Origin of the sequence: Streptococcus viridans, from assembly GCF_900636365.1 — a bacterium.
Taxonomy (GTDB): domain Bacteria; phylum Bacillota; class Bacilli; order Lactobacillales; family Streptococcaceae; genus Streptococcus; species Streptococcus viridans_A.
This window is the reverse complement of sequence record NZ_LR134266.1, coordinates 1,056,841-1,077,000: the sequence shown is the minus strand read 5'-3', so window position 1 is coordinate 1,077,000 and position 20,160 is coordinate 1,056,841. Positions and strand designations below refer to the sequence as shown.

Below are 20,160 nucleotides of genomic sequence, written 5' to 3'. Positions count from 1 at the left end.
TATCCTTAAGAAAGCAGGGACTAATTCAAACAGTTCATCAGTTTGAATTAGTTCTTGTTTTTTTGGTCAGAAATTTAAATGGTCCTTTTAAAATAGAGTATAAGATGTTAGACTAGTGTATATAATCTATCATAGAGGAGAGAAAGATGAAAAATAAGTTCCTACTAGCGTCAGTTATGTTTTTATCTGTTGGCAGTCTCTTTGCTTGTACTAGTCCAAAGAAAGAGTCTAGTAAATCATCGTCAGCATCTAGTTCCACGAATGTGGCAAAAGAAACAACAAAATCAAGTAGCAAGGTAAAGGAAGAGCTATCAGATAATAGTGAAAGTCTCGCAGAAACGAAACGAATTGGATCAGCAGATTATGGGTATGTCAATATTCCAAGTGATTGGGTAAAATATATAAATGAAGAAGGTGGAGATAATATCCAGTACTCAGATAAAAGCGTGGATAATGCGATTATTTTGAACTCTACTACTAGAGAAAGAGCGGGTGTCGCCGAAGAGGAAGATTTTAATGAAGTGATGGCTCAAAGATTTGAGAATGACTTGAACGAAATAAATAAAGTAGTAAAATCGTGGAGATCTACTAGAAAAGTTGGTGGAAATGTAGCCACCCAATTAAACATGATTCTTAAGTCGGGTCGACATGTTACTTGCTGGTTTTTTCAAATAGATGGGAAGATGCATTACATTGCCTGTCTTGGAGATGAAAAAACATTAGCTCAATTAACCTCTTATGTAGAAAATACTTGGAGCCTTGATGGAACAGGTGCCGTGACGGATTAATGAAGTGAGATAGATCGCAGGATCTATCTTTTTTTACAGTCTTTGTGGTATAATCTTTCTATTGTTTAGAAGAGGAAATAGAGGATGACTCAAGAAATTGACTTAGAAAAATACCATCAGTTAGCGCTCCAAAAACAAAAGGAGCACCGCAAGGTATTGGCGAATCTGAAAAAGAAGCCTCCTAAAAATCTAGATAAAATAGCCCAAGAGATTCACGATGAAGTCTTTCAAGAAATTGATTGTACCGCCTGCGCCAACTGCTGTAAGACCCTGGGACCCGATTTTAAGGAAGCAGATATCACGCGCATCGCCAAGTATTTCAAGATGAAGCTTCCCGCTTTTGAGGCGGAATTTCTTCAAGTCGATGAAGACGGAGATAAGGTTTTTAAATCCATGCCTTGCCCTTTCTTGGGTGGTGATAATCTCTGTTCCATCTACGATGTGCGTCCGAAAGCCTGTCGAGAATTCCCTCATACAGACCGCAAGAAAATCTATCAGATCAACCATCTGACCATCAAGAATACTCTCACTTGCCCAGCAGCCTATTTATTTGTAGAAAAATTAAAGGATCGTTTGTAATGACATATACATTTTTACTTTTTGACCTAGACCACACCTTGTTGGACTTTGATACAGCGGAGGAAGTGGCCTTAACGCAATTCCTCCAAGATCAGGGGGTTCAAGATATCCAAGCCTTTAAAGATTACTACAAACCCATGAACCAAGGCCTCTGGAAAGATTTGGAGCAAAAGAAGATTAGCAAGAAAGACTTGATTAATAGCCGGTTTGCCATTGCCTTTGCCCATTTTGGTAGAGAGGTAGATGGTGAAGAGATGGCTCTTCGTTACCAGGACTACATTAGTCAACAGGGACAGACTTTCTCAGGAGCAGAAGACTTGTTAGCTAAGCTAGTAAAAAGAGGTTACCGGCTCTATGGTGCTACCAACGGCGCTACTGCCATTCAACAAGGGCGTTTGAAGCAATCAGCCATTACCCCTTATTTCAAAGAAATTTTCATCTCTGAACAATTAGGAACTCAAAAACCGGAAGTGGCCTTTTACGAAAAGATTGGGAACCTGATCCCAGGATTTGCTAAGGAACAAGCTCTCATGATTGGGGATTCTTTGACGGCGGACATCGCTGGAGGCAATGCTGCGGGGATTGATACCGTCTGGTACAATCCGGATCACAAAGAAAATACCAGTCCAGCAGTGCCGACTTATGAAGTGGATTCTTATGAGGCCTTATTGGCGCTCTTGCGAAAAGATTAGCCTAGTACGGATACCAGTTGCTTTCAGTTAGAGCTAAAAAGGAATTGACCTGAAAAGAAGGAGAGTGTAAACGGGGATAAATGATTAGAAAGAGTTTATTTTTTCAATTTCTTATTCGACTAGCTTATATCCTCCTATTAGCTGGTGCAGCTTTCTATCTGTTATGCTCGTTGAATGGGATGGATTGGGACCAAGCTACTATCCAGGAAAGAAAAGGGTTTCGAGCGTGGATCATGCTTGGCTGCACGGTTTCTTTCATTCTCATTCGGCAAGTATTCGAATTTGTTCGTCTGATTTGTAAAACAAGCAGAAGAGGCAGAGAGTTTTCACAGGAATGGATCGAATCAATCTCTTTGCGGGAAATAGAGAAGGAAGCGGAATTCAGAGAACCGAGGTTGAAATTACTAGTATATAAGGGCTATTTGATAACCTATCGGTCTTGTTTCGACTATCTGAGAATAGATGAGGACATTTGGAAAATCCAACTTCAGAAATTTCAAAAGTATAGTTATAGTAGATACTCTGGTAGAAACAAATCACTTCTTCCTCCTAAGTATTTTCTTGTGTTAAGGGATTTTGACTACAAGGAATACTATCTCGCTATTAGCTATCAGAAAGAGGAGTGGTATCACTTTTGGTCCTATCTGATCAGGGAATATCCATGGATAGAGTGCAGCGGTGATGTGGAGGAACATCAAATATAAGCGTTTCTTTAAGTAAATGAACAAGCTTTGTTCAAATTTCATTCCATTACAAACTAGCTCTCGGGCTAGTTTTTTGTTATTATGGATAAATGAATATATTTAAACAAATACCATTCAACATGAAGAAATGGGTCGGCTACCTGGTTCGTGCATTCTTCACAGTGGTCGCTCTCTTGATTTGTATTCTCTTTTATTTTACTAATCAAGAAGAAAAAGAAATCCAAGAGCAAATTTTTGGCTTTTATCAGGAAGCGGGATTTAAAGGAGACCTACATTTTAAAGCAGCTAAACTCCATGGGATGTCGACCAAATATGCTTATACCTATCAAGAAAGAGTTGAGGGAAAGACGGTTCAGTTTGACTTTCCCGATGCAACTCATCTATCAAAAGAAGAAACTGGGAAAAACTATGACACGGCAGGAGAACTAGCTCAACATTACAACAGTTGGTTAGTAGCTCCGTTCTTCGAAAGAGCCTTTACGGAATCTAAAGGATTTAAACAATTAAAGCAAGAGATAAAAGATCGATTCCATCAACAGGGCCTCGAGGTAAGTGAGATTCGTCTCCAGTTACCAATTCAAAATCCCGATTTTGAAGATCAGTTAGCAAGAGACTTGCTAGCTGCCGAGAAAGCTGGAGAAACGGATCTTCGAGGAATTCTGACTTTAAATTATGCTACCTACCGCCAAATTAAGGGATTTTCCTTTACCATCACAGTGACTTCCCTCGCCAAAGAATTTGAAGGGAAGCACTTGGATGTATCCGGTCTTCCCCCTGGCAACTATGTGATTGAATCGGATTCCAAAAATGAAGGATCTTATTACTTTGAGATCGATTAAAATTTTTTTAATAGTGTCAAGTTTTTTTCTTGACAGGTCTATAAAATGTGTTATAATAGATCATGTGCTAAATAGCTTGTCTATTTCACCGAAAATTAAAATATAGAAAAGAGACTTATAAAAATGGCAGTTAAAATTCGTTTGACTCGTATGGGTTCTAAGAAAAAACCTTACTACCGTATCAACGTAGCAGATTCACGTTCACCACGTGATGGACGTTTCATCGAAACAGTTGGAACTTACAATCCACTTGTTGAAGAAAACCAAGTAACTTTGAAAGAAGACCGCGTTCTTGCATGGTTGGCTGATGGAGCTCAACCTTCAGATACAGTTCGCAACATCCTTTCAAAAGAAGGTGTCTTGAAGAAATTCCACGATTCTAAATTCTCAAAATAATCATAAAGTAGGTTGATGTATGGATACGATTGAAAATCTTATTATTGCAATTGTGAAACCCTTGATTTCACAACCGGATGCCTTAACCATCAAGATCGAAGATACTCCTGAATTCTTGGAGTACCACCTTGACCTTGATCCTAGCGATGTTGGTCGAGTGATCGGTCGGAAAGGTCGCACCATTTCTGCGATAAGAACGATTGTCTACTCTGTACCAACTGAAGATAAAAAAGTAAGAATCGTTATTGACGAAAAATAAAAAGGCGGGACATTGTCCCGTTTTTTTGTTGGAGCACTCAGGGAGCAACGTTGAGAATTGTTGCTGAACGTGATAAAATAGAGTGAATAAACTACACTGGAGAAATCATGAATTACTTTAATGTTGGGAAGATTGTCAATACCCAAGGCTTACAAGGAGAGATGCGGGTCTTGTCTGTAACAGACTTTGCGGAAGAGCGCTTTAAAAAAGGAGCTGAATTGGCCCTCTTTGATGAGAAGGATCAGTTCGTCCAAACAGTGACCATTGCTAGTCACCGCAAGCACAAGAACTTTGATATCATCAAGTTTAAGGATATGTACCATATCAATGCCATCGAAAAATTCAAGGGCTTTAGCCTCAAGGTTGCGGAAGAAGACTTGACGGATTTGGAGGATGGCGAGTTTTATTACCATGAGATCATCGGCCTTGATGTTTATGAAAATGACCAACTAATCGGTCAGATCAAGGAAATCCTGCAACCAGGTGCCAATGATGTCTGGGTAGTCAAACGCAAAGGCAAACGAGACCTTCTCTTGCCTTATATCCCACCAGTGGTGCTCAATATCGATATCCTGGGTAATCGGGTCGATGTGGACATCTTAGAAGGGTTAGACGATGAAGATTGATATTTTAACCCTTTTCCCAGAGATGTTTTCTCCCCTTGAGCATTCCATCGTCGGAAAGGCGCGTGAAAAGGGACTCCTTGAGATCAACTACCATAATTTTCGTGAAAATGCAGAAAAGGCGCGCCATGTGGATGATGAACCCTATGGTGGTGGGCAAGGTATGCTTCTACGAGCGCAGCCGATCTTTGATGCCTTTGATGCCATTGAGAAAAAGAATCCGCGCGTGATCTTGCTAGATCCTGCTGGTCGGACCTTTGACCAAAGGTATGCAGAAGAGTTAGCTCAAGAAGAAGAATTGATCTTTATCTGTGGTCACTATGAGGGCTATGACGAGCGGATCAAAACCTTGGTGACGGATGAAATTTCACTAGGGGATTATGTCCTGACGGGTGGTGAGCTAGCGGCCATGACTATGATTGATGCGACAGTGCGCTTGATTCCAGAAGTGATTGGAAAAGAGTCCAGCCACCAGGATGATAGTTTTTCGTCTGGTCTCTTAGAGTATCCTCAATACACACGGCCTTATGAATACCGAGGGATGACGGTTCCAGATGTCCTCATGAGTGGTCACCATGAAAATATCCGTCAGTGGCGCCTCTATCAGAGTTTGAAAAAGACCTTGGAGCGTCGCCCTGACCTGCTAGAAAACTATGAGTTGACAGCAGAAGAAGAGAAGATGTTGGAGCAAATTAAACAAGAAGACTAACAGCGTTAGCTGTTTTTCTTTTGCCCTAAAATTAGAAAAAATCTTTCCCATCCTACTAGTTATTGGTAACAAAATGTGGTATCCTTATGAAGAGAGAAGAGAAATGAAAAAGTTTTGGTGGGGATTGCAATGGGCAAAAGAATAGGAAAATCAGTCTTTACAACGGGTGTCGCTGCGACAACCCTCTTTTCAGCTTTGGCTGGGCATAAGGCGCAAGCGGAGGAAATCACTCAGAATGATGCTGCTGATCAGCAGTCGACGGATATGACTGGAATGGATTCAAGTTTTATGGATATGAATATCTTAAATGAACAGTTGTTAAAAGCTGAAAAAAGAGTAGAAGACCAACGTTTGCGCTTGAATCAGGCTCAATCTGAATACAATGTAGCCAAGTCTGGTCTTGAAGCTGCTGAAGCTAACTTACAGAATACTGAAACAAGGATTCAAAACTCCAATCAAAGCACTATTGGCAAAACTGAAAATGAAGTTGCGGTTGCTGAAGCAGTTGTTACTTTAGAAGAAGACAAGGTACGCCAAGCAACAGAAGCCGATCGCCAAGTCCGTTCTGCCATCAAGAATCAAGAGAATAAAATCGCTGCCCAACAATTACTTGTAGATATTGCAGGTAATGAATTGAGAAAAGCCAAACAACCCATCCAGAACGATGAGATAGTATTAGCCAACGCACAGCTAAAAGAGGGGAAGGCGCAAAACGAATTAAAAATAGCTCAAGCATTAGTGGTTAATTTGACAGAAACTCATGCCAATGTGCCCCAGGTCTTAAAGCAGGTTTCCAGTGAGATTGCTGGTGTACAGGAAAAAATTGAGCGATTAGCCCATCAAATTTCCCTAAAAGAAGTGGAGTTAGAACAGGTCCGTGAAGCGGCAATGCTGAGTCCCATCAATCTTCAACAGGCAAGCTATGAGACCTTACTTCAAGAGTGGGTCAAGGCGGGTGACCAAGGCGCTGTCGAAGCCTTGTCTCTTTATCGCCGTAAGGATGAAGAGAACCAGCTGACAGGTGGAAAGGTCACTAGATTAGATAACGTCTTAAAAGCGTTAGAAATCGTAGATACGATTAATCTGTACCGTCGCCAGGCTGGTTTAGAGGAGCTCTTGGTGGCTCCTTATCAATTGCCTGCTAGTCAACTTCAAACAGAGTATTATGTAAACCATCGAAAAGGCTTGTCCAGTTACCAAGAGAATGAGAATGTTGCTTGGGGCTATCGACCTAGAGAAGCGGTTGCCTTCTGGTATAGTGAAAAAGACCACTATCGTCAATTAGCCAAGCAATTCGATTTACCGACGGATGAAAGTCAGCTAGATCCTAGTCAGATTTCCAGAAAAGTGGGACCGGAGCTATTTGCTAAGGTTGGCCACTATATCCACATGATGGGGAATCAATACAAGGCTATTTCAGTTGCCTATGATCCAGATTTAGAAGTATCTCAAGCAGCTTTCTTTGAAGAAGGAAGCCCACTTTATACCAGTGAAGAACTGACCAAGTGGATGAGAAAAATTGCTAATGCAAGGACGACAAAAGCGGATGTGAAGGCTGTAAAAAATACATTGGAGAGCCTAAAGGTCGAAAAGATTAACCAAGAGTCTCGTATCAATATCCTTTCTGGGCATTTATTCGATGTCAAGAATTCTCTTGCAAGTCATGAGCAACTATTGGCGCGTGCTCAACGTAACCTTGCTTCAGCGATGAAGAAATGGCAGGCTGCGTCGACAGAAGTCAAGGAAGCGGAAAACTCACTGGCAGTATCACAGGCTCGGATACAAGGCAGTATTAGCCCGAAAGAAGAAGCCTTGAAAAATGTTACTCTAGCATTAGAAGAAGATAAAAAGAAATTAGATGCTTTACAGTATGCAGCAAAAGAGACTGCATCTAAGCTTGAAGGAGCACATGCCCAACTTCAAATCGCTCAAAAACAATTAACGCAAGCCAAAGGTCATCTGAAACTGTTTACCAATTCATCTGAACTACTAGTTGATGCCCAGGCCTTAGTGGCTTCCGCAAAATCTGAACTCGAAGAGAAAAAAGTAGAATTTGAAACAGCCTTTGCAAGTTTTATGGCTTATCAAAAGGAAGCTAGTGAGTTCAGAAGTCGGATAGAGAAAATTCTGTCAATTGAGGAAGGTAACAAATCTGCAGTAGCAAGAGAGGAAGAAGTTACTGATCAGGCCCAAGTTTCGTTACTGGCTTCTACTCAATCAGAAGATCACTTGCAAGACGAAGCTAACCTTGAGAAAGCTACTGGAAAAGACGAACACAAAAGTAAAAAGGGATTATCCAAATGGTTCCGAGGGCTTGGGTTTAAAAAAGATGAATAGTTGTTAAAGTGAGAGTGGGACAGAAATCGGTAATTCGTTAGAATTCGATTTCGTCGTCCCACCTCTGCACAGTTGAGTAGGGCTGTAAAAGCTGATGAAATCAGCGTAGTAGAGCCCACTCAACCACTGCGTCTTGCTCGATTATCCAAAGACAATTGAGAGGCTAGGACTTTTGTCCCAGCCTCTTTTGTATAATCTAGCAGTAATAGAAACAGGATAAAACAATAGTATAATACTATCCTATTGTTTTATCCTTTATAACCCTACCATTCAACCAGAGAATAGTAGGGTAAAAATTATCTGCATAAAGAATGAGTATAGTTCTATGAGTAAAATAAGAAGGTTCTCAAATTATTTGCTATTCAAAACTTTCTGTGCTATAATTTTCACAAAGGAAGAAAAAGTGTCGATACAAAATATGCCGTCAATATCAGTTTTTTAGGCAAAAATATGTGGGAATCTGACTGATGTGTTCATTTTTTAAATAGGCCTTAAAATAAAATGAACGTCTCATTCAGGAGCTCTCTTTACCTATATAAACTGGAAGAATGGTTGAATTACACTTATGCATAGGTTTTTTTCATCCTTTTTATTTATAATACTATCCTAATGGAGATTATTGATATGGATAAAAAATATAGATATGTAACTCGGGCTATCTTAGCCTCTGCTGTAGCAGTTCCAGTATTTGTCGCGTCGAATGTTCAGGCTGAGAGCTATAGTTGGAACACCAGTCGTTATATCTACAGTTACTATACTCCAAGTTATGGTTACAACAATTACAACTATAACTACGGCTATAACAACTATGATTATTACTATGGTTATAACAATTACGGCTATAATAATTACAATTATGGCTATAACTACGGTTATAATAACTGGAATAACTACTATGGCTATAACAATCTCACACATGATGAGAATTACATTTACTGGAATGGCAACCACTACTATCGCATGAGTGATGGAAGTTACCGGATCTATCGCAATGGGCAATGGCTACCGTTGACCAATCGTAACAACTCTAGAAATAATCTAGCCAACGATCCTCATTACCTTTACGAGAATGGTTACCATTACTATTTATTAGAGAATGGGGATTACTATTACTATCAAAATGGTAAGTGGGTATTTGTGAAGAATTCTAGCGAAACAGAAAATCCTGTAACGCCGGATACTCCAACCCCAACTCCAACCCCAACACCGGAGGAACCAAATCCGTCTGATAAACCAGATCAACCGGTGGAACCATCAGAACCAGCTACACCTGAAGATACAGGTAACTTGGTCTTTCCTGAGAATCCGCCATTTGTAGGCGCAGATGGTGAATTCGATCCATTCGCTCCAACTCCTGAGAATCCAGCTGAGCCGAAGCCAGAAGTTCCGGTTCAACCAGAAGTACCTGGTAATGACGGATTGGTAACAACTGACCAGCCAAGTGAAAACCAAATTCCACCATACGTTGAGACACCAGCAGAAGGATTGGAACACCTTCCTTGGGCGCCAAATGGTCGTGTACCTAAGCTAGTCTACCCACCTGGTAAGCCTGGATCAGCTGCTTTGCGTAACGATAAGAACTATTACTTTGATGGGACAACTCATTACTACTATGTTCCATCTGATACAGAGGCTACAGGATATTCTGCATACTGGAAGTGGATTGATGGTAAATGGAAACTTCAAGGAATGACAGATCCAAATGACCCTGTCGTCGATCCAAAATTCCATGAAGATGCAAAAGATGACGAGTACGCTTATAGCGATCGTGACTCAAGTGTGAAACTATACTCTACCAATGTAGTAGAAACAGTCAAAGCTGGCCAACCGTTACCGTTCAAAAACGTCGAAGAATTTAAGAACTATGTCATTGAAAAAATGAATCCTAAGTTCATTGACAACGCTGGTTGGGATTGTAAAGTTGAGTGGGAAATCGAAGACCCTGAACTTTTTGAACAATCAAAAGAAAATCCTTGGGCAAAAGATTATGTCTTGATTGCTAACTTGAAGAGTGGTGTCGACGAAAAAGAATACAAGGATGTTGAATTTGGTTATGTGAAATTCGTCTTCCGTGTGGAAGCGACAGACGATACCAACTATATTTCTTTAGATAAGGCCAAAGAAGCATTTGCTAAAATCAATGAACTAAGAAAAGCTCAAGGCTTGAAAGAGTTGACTTGGTCTGATGATATCTACAACAAGCTTTCTCTTCCAAAAGCAAACCAAATCTCAAGACAATATGATAGCACTGGATTTGTGGCTCGTCGTGAAGAAGACCCAGCAACTGTAGCAATGAAATGGTTCAACAGTGGCTTGCGTGAATTGTTACTAGATCCAAACGCAACTGAAGGAGCTGTAGCAGCAGTTGTTAATGGAGATGGTTACTATTACTGGGCTTATAATTATAAATAATGTCTATTCTGGATAAACATTTCCAGATTGCTTATGTAATATCAAAGAAGGTATCCTAGTGATACCTTTTTTGTTCTGTCAGAAATTTGTTGCTGAGTTTAAGGGGATGGAGGAATTGTTCAAGCGTTAAGTAGCTAGATTTAAAGAGAGAACAATGGACATTTTTGGAGAAAATGATAGAAAATGAAAGAAAATGATATTTAGTGCTTGACTTTGAAAGATAAGAGAGTATAATAGTCCTTGTAATCGTTTCCGAAAAGGGGGTTATATGTTAAAATCTGAACGAAAACATATCATTTTAGAAAAGGTTATCAAAGAGCGAATCGTCTCTATTGAGGATTTGGTTCAAGAGTTAAACTCTTCAGAATCAACGGTTCGGCGCGATTTAGATGAACTAGAAGCTGAGAATAAACTAAGACGAATTCACGGTGGGGCAGAAAGTCTCCATTCCTTGCAAGAAGAAGAAAGCAATAAAGATAAAGCAATCAAAAACGTGCAAGAAAAATCTGCCATTGCAAAAAAAGCAGCAGAATTGATCAAAGATTTTGAAGTTATCTTTATCGATGCAGGAACCACCAATGAATTATTGGTTCATGAATTAGCCAATCCAACCGTTACAGTTGTGACCAATTCCATTCACCATGCAGCGAGTTTAGTGGAGAGAGACATTCCGACGGTCATCATCGGCGGGATGGTCAAAACATCGACTGACGCTAGCATCGGAGGAATAGCCTTGAATCAAATCGGCCAGTTGAGCTTCGATCGAGCTTTTATTGGTATGAATGGCGTCGATCTGGAGTCTTACAGCACACCAGATCTTGAAGAAGGGGCGGTTAAACGCGCTATTCTAGAGAATGCAAAGAATACTTACATTCTTCTAGACTCGTCGAAACTTGGGCGGACATCTTTTGTTAAGGTAGCTCCGGTTAAGAGAGCAACCATCATTACCAATGCTTCAGATACTGAAATCCTTTCTAAATTAAAAGAAAAAACGGAGGTTATAGAGGTTTGATTTATACAGTTACATTAAATCCAGCTATTGATTACATCGTCCGTCTCGATCATGTTGAGACAGGGGCGGTCAATCGGATGGCTTCGGAAGATAAATTCGCCGGTGGTAAGGGAATCAATGTCAGTCGTGTCTTGAAGCGGCTTGATATCGAGAACACATCGACAGGATTTATCGGTGGCTTCACAGGACGCTTCCTAGAAGACGTACTGACCAGCGAAGCCATTTCAACCAACTTTGTGACAGTGGACCAAGATACCCGGATCAACGTCAAAATCAAAGCCGATGAGGAAACGGAGATCAATGGCAATGGCCCAGAAGTGACGGAAGCTCAGTTGCAAGAATTGCTCAGCATCCTATCAAGCTTAACAGCAGATGATGTGGTAGTCTTTGCAGGATCTGCCCCATCTTCACTTGGAAATGCCGTTTACAAACAATTGATCGCAGCAACTCGTGAGACAGGTGCGCAAGTGGTTTGCGACTTTGAAGGGCAAACCTTGATTGATTCCTTGGAATTCAATCCGCAATTGGTCAAACCAAACAACCATGAGTTGGGAGATATTTTTGGCGTTACCTTGACGGAATTGCCAGAAATCGAACGCTATGCCAAAGAAATCTTGGCAAAGGGTGCACAAAACGTCATTATTTCCATGGCGGGTGATGGTGCTCTTCTTGTCAGTCCAAGCGGCACTTACTTCGCAAAACCAATCAAAGGGCAAGTGAAGAATTCAGTCGGAGCTGGCGATTCTATGGTAGCAGGCTTCACTGGGAAGCTCGCAACGACAGGAGATGTCATCGAAGCCTTCAAATGGGGAGTGGCTTGTGGAACTGCGACCACCTTCTCAGATGATTTGGCGACAGCTGACTATATTAAAGAAACTTATGAAAAAGTAGAGGTAGAAAAACTATGAAAATTCAAGACGTTTTAAATAAAAACGTGATGTTGTTTGATCTTCAGGCAACAGATAAAGAGGGCGTGATCAATGAGATGGTCCAATCGCTCGTTGACAATGGTGTGGTGACAGATTTTGAAACCTTCAAGACTGGGATTATGAACCGTGAAGCACAAACTTCAACTGGTTTGGGTGACGGAATTGCTATGCCGCACAGCAAAAATGAAGCTGTCAAAGAAGCAACGGTCTTGTTTGCAAAATCAAACAAAGGTGTTGATTACGCATCACTTGATGGGCAACCGACTGATTTGTTCTTCATGATCGCAGCTCCAGAAGGAGCAAACGACACTCACTTGGCAGCCCTTGCTGAATTGTCTAAGTACTTGATGAAACCAGGATTTGCGGATAAACTTCGCCAAGCAAGCACGCCTGAGCAAGTGATCGCAGCCTTTGATGCGGAGGAGCAAGTAGCTGCAGCAGAAGAAGCCAAAAAAGCAGAAGCAGTCAAAGAAGCAGCATCATCTGACAAACCTCTGATCGTTGCCGTTACAGCATGTACAACTGGTATCGCCCACACTTACATGGCAGAGGAAGCCCTCATCAAAAAAGGTGAAGAAATGGGTGTTACGGTTCGTGTTGAAACAAATGGGGCATCCGGTGTCGGCAACCGCTTGACAGCTGAAGAAATCGCCAAAGCTGAAGGAGTGATCATTGCAGCTGATAAGGCAGTTGAAACAGCTCGTTTCGATGGCAAAAAATTGATCTCTAAACCAGTCGCAGCTGGTATCCGTCAAACCGAAGAATTGATCCAAACCATCTTAGATGGCAAAGCAGAAGTCTTCCACGCAGAATATGCTGCAGAAGCTAGCGCAAGCCAAGAAAAATTGAGCTTGGGTGGAGCCTTCTACAAACACTTGATGAGTGGGGTTTCTCAAATGCTTCCATTCGTTATCGGTGGAGGGATCTTGATCGCCCTTGCCTTCTTGATCGACCAAATTCTTGGGGTGCCTCAAGATCAATTGTCTCAACTTGGTTCATACCATGAATTAGCAGCTCAATTTAAAACAATCGGTGGTGCAGCCTTTGGCTTCATGCTTCCTGTACTTGCAGGGTACATCGGATTCTCCATCGCTGAAAAACCTGGTTTTGTAGCAGGTTTCGTTGCTGGTTCCATTGCGAGCTCAGGTTCAGCATTTGGTAACATCGCTTTCGGTGCTGCTAAAGGTGAATTGCCAGCCGCCGTATCATCTGGTTTCCTTGGAGCTTTGGTAGGTGGTTTCCTTGCGGGTGGAGTCGTTCTCTTCCTACGCAAAGCCCTGGCAGGTCTTCCACGTTCACTCGAAGGTATCCGCTCGATCCTTCTCTTGCCATTACTTGGTGTTGGTTTGACAGGATTCTTGATGTTCCTTATTAATATTCCAATGTCAGCGATCAATACCTCTTTGAACAACTTCTTGACTAGCTTGTCAGGTAGCTCTGCAGTTCTTCTTGGTCTCCTTGTTGGTGGTATGATGGCTGTCGATATGGGTGGACCAGTCAACAAAGCAGCTTATGTATTTGGTACAAGTACGTTGACAGCTTCAGCCCTTACTAGTGGTGGTTCAACCGTTATGGCGGCTGTTATGGCAGCTGGTATGGTTCCTCCATTGGCAGTCTTTGTAGCATCTGTCTTATTCAAAGACAAATTTACAGAAGAAGAGCGCAACTCAGGTTTGACAAACATTATCATGGGTCTTTCCTTCATCACAGAAGGTGCCATTCCATTCGGTGCAGCTGACCCAGCTCGTGCCATCCCAAGCTTCATCGCTGGTTCTGCTTTGACAGGTGCCCTTGTTGGTCTTGCAGGATTGAAACTCATGGCTCCTCACGGAGGAATCTTCGTTATCGCCCTTACATCAAATCCACTTCTTTACATCTTGTTCGTATTGATCGGTGCAGTTGTAAGTGGTATCTTGTTCGGATTGCTTCGCAAACCTAAAAATTAATCATATCTAACAGAGGCTGGGACAAAAGTCCTAGCCTCTCAATTGTTTTTGGATTGTCGAGCAAGACGCAGTGGTTGAGTGGGCTCTACTACGCTGATTTCATCAGCTTTTACAGCCCTACTCAACTGTGCGGAGGTGGGACGACGAAATCGAATTCTAACGAATTACCGATTTCTGTCCCACTCTCTTTTCTTCTTTCTGTGATAGAAAACAGTGTGAAAAGACATAGTTCTGCAATAGAATCTTGATTTAATTTGTGGTATAATTTTCATAACGCTTATTTTTAGGAGAACAAGTATGGATATTCAACGTGAAAAAGAATTCGTCAGCCAGTATCATTATGATGCTCGTAACTTTGAATGGGAAAAAGAAAATGGAACTCCCGAGACGAAAGTAGACGTTAACTTTCAATTGATTCAACGCGATACAGAGTTAAAAACAACCTCTTTAATCGTTATTTTGACCTATATGATTGTCTTTGATGGCTTTGTCATCAGCGGGACCATTACCCAAATCAACCACATTCACAATCGTTTAGTCAACGAGCCAAGCGAATTCAGCAAAGAAGAAGTAGAAGAACTAGCTCGTCCTTGCTTGAATATGCTGAATCGTTTGACCTATGAAGTTACTGAAATCGCCCTTGATTTACCAGGAATCAATTTGGAGTTTTAATGCATGAAATTAGCAGTCATCACGGATTCTTCTGCCTATCTATCAGATGAATCAAGAGGACACGATAATTTATTTGTCCTAGATATTCCAGTTGTCATTGATGGAGTATCTTACGTAGAAGGTAAAAACCTGACAGCAGAAGAGTTCTATCAAAAGATGGAAGCTTCGTCTGAACTTCCGAAAACTAGCCAACCTAGTATCGCGGAATTAGAAGAACTCTTGCCGCAACTAGAAGCTAAAGGCTATACCCATGTTTTAGGGATTTTCCTTTCTTCTGGCATTTCTGGATTTTATCAGAATATCCAGTATTTGAAGGAAGAGTTCCCGAATCTAACTATTGCTTTTCCAGATTCTAAGATCACCAGTGCCCCACTTGGGTGGATGGCCGAAGAAGCAATCAAATGGGCAGGTGAAGGTCGATCGTTCGATGAAATCCTGGCCAATATTCAGATGCAAATTGATGGGACTTCTGCCTATATCATGGTGGATGATCTCAATCATTTGGTCAAAGGTGGCCGTCTCTCTAATGGAGCAGCAATCCTTGGGAACCTTCTCAGCATCAAGCCCATCCTCTATTTTAACGAGGAAGGCGTGATTGAAGTGTATGAGAAAGTTCGTACTGAGAAAAAAGCCATTAAACGTTTAGCTGAGATTGTCAAAGAAGGAACTGCGGATAAAGACCATCAGATCATTATCATTCATGGGAATGCACTGGATAAAGCAGAAACACTTCGCGATATTCTTCATCAAGAAGGTTTTGCTGGTGAGATTCCATTTGCGACTTTTGGCAGTGTCATTGGTACACACTTAGGAAATCATAGCGTTGCTATTAGTTTTGTACCAAAAGTATAAGGAGAAAACATGCCGATTAAAGTAGTGATTGCAGGTTTTAAAGGGCGAATGGGTCAAGCAGCTTATCACATGGTGTTAGAGGATCCTGAGCTAGAATTAGTCGGCTTGATTGATCCCCATGCGTCTGAAAAAGAACTAGCAGGTGTTCCAATCTTTACCACCAAGGAAGGTGTTTTGTCGCTGGATGCGGATGTGTGGATTGACTTCACCATCCCTAAAGTGGCGTATGAACATACCCGCTTTGCTTTGGAGCATGGACTAGCGCCTGTGGTTGGGACAACTGGATTTACAACAGAAGAAATCACTGATTTGATTGAATTGTCTCGTGAGAAGAATCTTGGAGGCCTCATCGCGCCAAACTTTGCTATAGGAGCAGTTTTGCTCATGCAATTTGCAGCACAGGCAGCTAAGTATTTCCCGAATGTAGAGATTATCGAGTTGCATCATGATAAGAAGAAGGATGCACCGAGTGGGACTGCTGTGAAGACAGCTGAGCTGATCAGTCAGGTCCGTCAACCACAAGAGCAGGGAGCGCCAGATGAAGAAGAGAGCCTTCCAGGTGCACGCGGTGCTAACTACCAAGGCATGCACATCCATTCGGTGCGCTTGCCTGGTCTGGTAGCCCATCAAGAAGTGATTTTCGGTAGTCAAGGAGAAGGATTGACCTTACGCCACGATTCCTATGATCGGGTGTCCTTCATGACAGGGGTCAATCTAGGAGTAAAAGAAGTAGTCAAGCGTCATGAGCTTGTCTATGGTTTAGAACATCTATTATGAGATTAAAAAAACTGCCTTCTGAATTTCAGGAGGCTTTGCCAATATTAGAAAAGATTCGAAAAGCTGGATATGAAGCTTATTTCGTCGGGGGCTCTGTGAGAGACGCCATTTTAGGTCGTCCCATCCACGATGTCGATATCGCTTCCTCCTCTTACCCAGAAGAGACCAAGGCTATTTTTGAGCGAACCATTGATGTCGGGATTGAACACGGGACGGTTCTGGTTCTTGAAAACCATCAAGAATATGAAATTACAACCTTTCGAACAGAGGATGTCTACGTCGATTTTCGCAGACCCAGTGCGGTTAATTTTGTCCGTTCCTTGGAGGAAGATCTTAAACGTCGCGATTTTACAGTCAATGCCTTTGCGTTGAGTGAGGAAGGGGAAATTATTGACCTCTTCAACGGACTAGAAGATTTGGAGAATCGGGTTTTACGAGCTGTAGGTGTAGCGACAGAACGTTTTAACGAAGATGCCCTTCGAATCATGCGTGGTTTTCGCTTTCAGGCCAGTCTTGGGTTTGATCTAGAAGAAGAGACCTTTAAGGCCATGGCAGATTGCGCCCCCTTGTTGGAGAAAATCTCTGTCGAGCGTATCTTTATTGAATTGGATAAGCTCCTCTTAGCTCCTTTTTGGCGCAAGGGCTTGGAGGGTGTGATTGCTAGCCAGAGCTATCAGTATCTTCCTCTCTTACAGAATAGTCGCTCGTCACTAGAGAAACTGTTCCAGCTCTCCATGGACTATACCTTTACGAGTTCAGAACAAGCTTGGGCTGCCTTACTCTTAACCTTAGATGAGAATAAGGTCTCTGCTTTTTTCAAGAAATGGAAAACGTCACGTGACTTTGCTAAGAAGGTAGAACAGCTGGTTGAAATCTACCGCTTGCGTGAAAAGTCCAGCTTAAATCGCCGGGATGTGTATCGTTACGATCGTAATCTCCTCTTGTCAGCGGAAGAACTACATCAGGCTCATGGCTTGCCCATAGATTTCCAAGTCATCGAAGAATTGTATGATAGTCTAGCTATTCATGATAAACACGAAATTGTAGTCAATGGTGGGATGCTGATGAAGGAATACGGCTTAAAACCAGGTCCAAGTCTAGGACAATTACTATCTGCCATTGAATGGGCCATTGTAGATGGGGAATTAGAGAATGACAAGAAAGCGATTGGGAATTTTTTGAGCCACTATCTTGAAGAGATGAAGGGAGAAGCATGAGCGATTTTATCGTTGAAAAACTAACCAAGTCCGTCGGGGATAAGACGGTCTTTAAAGAGATTTCTTTTATCATTCATGAGCTGGACCGGATTGGACTAATCGGGGTCAATGGGACTGGGAAAACAACTCTCTTAGATGTTTTGTCTGGTCGTTCAGGCTATGACGGAGATCGTTCTCCTTTTTCTGCAAAGAATGATTATAAGATTGGTTATCTGACCCAAGAACCTCAATTTGATGATAGCAAGACGGTCCTCGATACAGTGTTGTCAGAAGATGTGAAAGAACTCCAATTGATTCGTCAGTATGAACTGTTGACGAGCCAGTACGATGAAAGTCAGCAAGTGAAACTGGAAAAAGTCATGGCGGAGATGGATTCTCTCAATGCATGGGAGATCGAAAGCCAGGTCAAAACAGTCCTGACCAAACTGGGCATTCAGGACCTATCTGCTAAGGTTGGTAGTTTGTCAGGTGGCTTGCGTCGCCGTGTCCAGCTGGCACAAGTTCTCCTTGGAGACCATGATTTGCTGCTGTTGGATGAACCAACCAACCATTTGGATATTGATACCATCGAATGGTTGACCAATTTTTTGAAGAACTCTAAGAAAACCGTTCTTTTCATTACCCATGACCGTTATTTCTTGGACAATATTTCAACTCGTATTTTTGAGCTGGATCGCGCTGGTTTAGTTGAATACCAAGGGAACTACCAGGATTATGTCCGCTTGAAAGCTGAGCAGGACGAACGAGATGCGGCTCTTCTTCACAAGAAGCAGCAACTCTATAAGCAAGAATTAACCTGGATGCGTCGGCAACCGCAAGCGCGTGCTACCAAGCAACAGGCGCGGATCAATCGCTTCCACGACCTCAAGAAGGATCTATCCCATCAGACGACAGAAACAGATTTGGAAATGTCTTTTGAAACTAGTCGGATCGGTAAGAAAGTCATTGAATTTCAAGATGTCGATTTCGCCTATGACCAAGGGCCGATTCTGCAGCAGTTTAACCTACTGGTTCAAAACAAGGATCGGATTGGAATTGTGGGTGATAATGGTGTTGGGAAATCAACCCTGCTCAATCTGATTGCCGGGAAACTCCAACCGACTGCTGGAAAGGTCGTTATCGGAGAAACGGTACGAATTGCTTACTTCTCGCAGCAGATCGAAGGTTTAGATGAAAGTAAGCGGATGATTAACTTCCTGCAGGAGGTAGCAGAAGAAGTCAAGACTAGTGCAGGATCTACTTCGATTGCGGAGCTACTGGAACAATTTCTTTTTCCGCGTTCGACCCATGGCACCTTGATTGAAAAACTTTCTGGTGGGGAGAAGAAGCGTCTTTATCTCTTGAAACTTCTCATCGAAAAACCAAATGTCTTGCTCTTGGACGAACCGACCAATGATTTGGATATCGCGACCTTGACAGTGTTAGAGAACTTCCTACAAGGCTTTGGTGGACCAGTCATTACCGTTAGCCACGATCGTTATTTTCTAGATAAGGTTGCTTCAAAAATTTTAGCTTTTGAAAATGGTGGCATCCGCGAATTCTTTGGAAATTATACGGATTACTTAGATGAGAAAAAGTTTGAGTTAGAAATGGTTGCTGAAAGTAGCAAACCTGAAAAAGAAAAGGTAGTCAAAGTCCGGGAAGAAAAGAAACGGATGAGCTACCAGGAAAAGCAGGAGTGGGCGACCATTGAGAGTGAGATCGAAGAGATCGAAAACAAGATTGCAACCATCGAGGATGAGATGAATGAGAATGGTTCTGACTTCGGTAAGTTGGCTAGTCTCCAACGTCAGATGGATGAAGAAAACGAGCGGCTCTTAGCCAAGTATGAACGGTATGAGTACTTGAGTGAGTTGGCAGAAAACTAAAGGAGGAAGAATGCATCATATTAGCAAATACAGTCTGTTATTGTCATCATTTTTATTTTGTGGCATTGGTTTTATTCTCTTTGTGAATCCAATCGAAAAAATTGCCACCTTTAGTTGGTTGATTTCTCTGGGCTTTTTCTTGATTTCAGTTTCGCGCTTATCACGTTACTATCGTCTACGGGCTCAAGCGACCTTGTCGGATCCCTATTTATTTCAAAGTGTGGTCTCGCTAGTCTTTGCAGTCTATCTCTTGCTATATGGCTACAAGACCTTGCCGATTGTCTTTCCGATCACACTTGGAATTTGGCTCTTATATAAGTCTGCTTTGAGTTTGCGTAAGGCTCACTATCTTTCCAAACGATCTGAAGAATTATCCAAGAAGTTTACTTTTTGGGGGTTGATTCAACTGTTTACAGGATTGTTTCTCATTGTTAGTCCTCTATCTATTAGTGTCTTCTTGTTACATATTTTGGGATTGTTCTTTTTCATAATTGGCGTTCAATCCTTGAGACTCTTTTTAAAACTACATAACGAAGAGTAAAGAAATCT

19 protein-coding genes are annotated in these 20,160 nt (G+C 41.9%); all 19 read left to right on the top strand.

Going from position 1 to position 20,160, the window contains the following annotated elements; translation table 11 throughout:
• Positions 1 to 146 precede the first annotated feature (146 nt).
• The 19 genes from EL081_RS05720 (at position 147) to EL081_RS05620 (ending at position 20,152) form a co-directional block, all read left to right on the top strand.
• Complete coding sequence (locus tag EL081_RS05720) at positions 147 to 788, top strand: hypothetical protein (protein ID WP_126404303.1); 642 nt, start codon at positions 147 to 149, stop codon at positions 786 to 788.
• An 84-nt stretch (positions 789 to 872) separates the two neighbouring features.
• A complete protein-coding gene (locus tag EL081_RS05715; protein ID WP_009731114.1) occupies positions 873 to 1,367 on the top strand; it encodes a YkgJ family cysteine cluster protein in 495 nt (164 codons plus the stop codon).
• The gene (locus EL081_RS05710; protein ID WP_126404302.1) at positions 1,367 to 2,059 is read left to right on the top strand and encodes a YjjG family noncanonical pyrimidine nucleotidase; all 693 of its coding nucleotides are present in this window, start codon (positions 1,367 to 1,369) and stop codon (positions 2,057 to 2,059) included. Before EL081_RS05715 ends, EL081_RS05710 begins: the two co-directional genes overlap by 1 nt.
• 793 nt (positions 2,060 to 2,852) lie before the next feature.
• Positions 2,853 to 3,602, top strand: coding sequence for a hypothetical protein (locus EL081_RS05705; RefSeq protein ID WP_126404301.1), 750 nt, complete (start codon positions 2,853 to 2,855; stop codon positions 3,600 to 3,602).
• Positions 3,603 to 3,725: 123 nt separating this feature from the next.
• Positions 3,726 to 3,998, top strand: a complete 273-nt coding sequence (gene rpsP, locus EL081_RS05700; protein ID WP_006596292.1) for a 30S ribosomal protein S16 — start codon at positions 3,726 to 3,728, stop codon at positions 3,996 to 3,998.
• Positions 3,999 to 4,017: 19 nt separating this feature from the next.
• Positions 4,018 to 4,257, top strand: a complete 240-nt coding sequence (gene kphA, locus EL081_RS05695; RefSeq protein ID WP_003001620.1) for an RNA-binding protein KphA — start codon at positions 4,018 to 4,020, stop codon at positions 4,255 to 4,257.
• Positions 4,258 to 4,364: 107 nt separating this feature from the next.
• On the top strand, positions 4,365 to 4,883 hold the full coding sequence (gene rimM / locus EL081_RS05690) for a ribosome maturation factor RimM (RefSeq protein ID WP_126404300.1): 519 nt from the start codon (positions 4,365 to 4,367) through the stop codon (positions 4,881 to 4,883).
• Positions 4,873 to 5,589 (top strand): tRNA (guanosine(37)-N1)-methyltransferase TrmD, encoded by a 717-nt coding sequence (trmD, locus tag EL081_RS05685; protein ID WP_118095195.1) that lies wholly within the window; start codon positions 4,873 to 4,875, stop codon positions 5,587 to 5,589. Before rimM ends, trmD begins: the two co-directional genes overlap by 11 nt.
• Positions 5,590 to 5,718: 129 nt before the next feature.
• On the top strand, positions 5,719 to 7,926 hold the full coding sequence (locus tag EL081_RS05680; protein WP_126404299.1) for a secretion protein: 2,208 nt from the start codon (positions 5,719 to 5,721) through the stop codon (positions 7,924 to 7,926).
• Positions 7,927 to 8,550: 624 nt separating this feature from the next.
• Positions 8,551 to 10,338, top strand: coding sequence for a CAP domain-containing protein (locus tag EL081_RS05670; protein ID WP_126404298.1), 1,788 nt, complete (start codon positions 8,551 to 8,553; stop codon positions 10,336 to 10,338).
• A gap of 268 nt (positions 10,339 to 10,606) precedes the next feature.
• Positions 10,607 to 11,350 (top strand): DeoR/GlpR family DNA-binding transcription regulator, encoded by a 744-nt coding sequence (locus EL081_RS05665; protein ID WP_126404297.1) that lies wholly within the window; start codon positions 10,607 to 10,609, stop codon positions 11,348 to 11,350.
• The gene (pfkB, locus tag EL081_RS05660) at positions 11,347 to 12,258 is read left to right on the top strand and encodes a 1-phosphofructokinase (RefSeq protein WP_126404296.1); all 912 of its coding nucleotides are present in this window, start codon (positions 11,347 to 11,349) and stop codon (positions 12,256 to 12,258) included. The genes EL081_RS05665 and pfkB overlap by 4 nt, the downstream gene beginning before the upstream one ends.
• A complete protein-coding gene (locus EL081_RS05655; protein WP_126404295.1) occupies positions 12,255 to 14,225 on the top strand; it encodes a PTS fructose transporter subunit IIABC in 1,971 nt (656 codons plus the stop codon). The genes pfkB and EL081_RS05655 overlap by 4 nt, the downstream gene beginning before the upstream one ends.
• A 297-nt stretch (positions 14,226 to 14,522) precedes the next feature.
• On the top strand, positions 14,523 to 14,897 hold the full coding sequence (locus EL081_RS05645; RefSeq protein ID WP_048788860.1) for a DUF1149 family protein: 375 nt from the start codon (positions 14,523 to 14,525) through the stop codon (positions 14,895 to 14,897).
• 3 nt (positions 14,898 to 14,900) lie between these two features.
• Entirely contained in the window at positions 14,901 to 15,749 is an 849-nt protein-coding gene (locus EL081_RS05640) for a DegV family protein (RefSeq protein WP_126404294.1), read from the top strand.
• Positions 15,750 to 15,758: 9 nt separating this feature from the next.
• Positions 15,759 to 16,526 carry a 4-hydroxy-tetrahydrodipicolinate reductase gene (gene dapB, locus EL081_RS05635; protein ID WP_126404293.1) on the top strand — a complete coding sequence of 256 codons (768 nt, stop codon included), beginning with the start codon at positions 15,759 to 15,761 and terminating at the stop codon, positions 16,524 to 16,526.
• The gene (locus tag EL081_RS05630) at positions 16,523 to 17,743 is read left to right on the top strand and encodes a CCA tRNA nucleotidyltransferase (RefSeq protein WP_126404292.1); all 1,221 of its coding nucleotides are present in this window, start codon (positions 16,523 to 16,525) and stop codon (positions 17,741 to 17,743) included. Before dapB ends, EL081_RS05630 begins: the two co-directional genes overlap by 4 nt.
• Positions 17,740 to 19,611, top strand: coding sequence for an ABC-F family ATP-binding cassette domain-containing protein (locus EL081_RS05625; RefSeq protein WP_126404291.1), 1,872 nt, complete (start codon positions 17,740 to 17,742; stop codon positions 19,609 to 19,611). Before EL081_RS05630 ends, EL081_RS05625 begins: the two co-directional genes overlap by 4 nt.
• Before the next feature lie 10 nt (positions 19,612 to 19,621).
• Positions 19,622 to 20,152, top strand: a complete 531-nt coding sequence (locus EL081_RS05620; protein ID WP_126404290.1) for a DUF308 domain-containing protein — start codon at positions 19,622 to 19,624, stop codon at positions 20,150 to 20,152.
• Positions 20,153 to 20,160 lie beyond the last annotated feature (8 nt).